1 protein-coding gene is annotated in these 235 nt (G+C 42.1%); it reads right to left on the reverse strand.

Going from position 1 to position 235, the window contains the following annotated elements:
* On the reverse strand, positions 1–235 hold a 235-nt coding region (locus tag AAEY88_RS15495; RefSeq protein WP_350563817.1), incomplete at both ends, for a DUF3360 family protein.

The raw sequence follows: 235 nt of genomic DNA on the forward strand, positions 1-235 counted from the left end.
TGCGCCTAATGCAAAGGCTATTGCGCCGCCTAAAATACAGCTAAGTGGTACGGCTAACCAACGCTTTTTAAAATGCTCTAACATGGCATATAAAATTATAGTGGAAAAAATAACAATAAAGGCAATGTGGGTCATATCGATGGCTTCGGCCCATGCAAACAGCTTTTTAACTTGCGAGGTTATGCCTATAAACCCTAGGTAGAGTAAAAGCCCGCCACATACGCCTTTACTGGTT

Origin of the sequence: Psychrobacter sp. CAL346-MNA-CIBAN-0220 (assembly GCF_040309805.1) — a bacterium.
In the GTDB taxonomy this organism is placed as follows: Bacteria; Pseudomonadota; Gammaproteobacteria; order Pseudomonadales; family Moraxellaceae; genus Psychrobacter.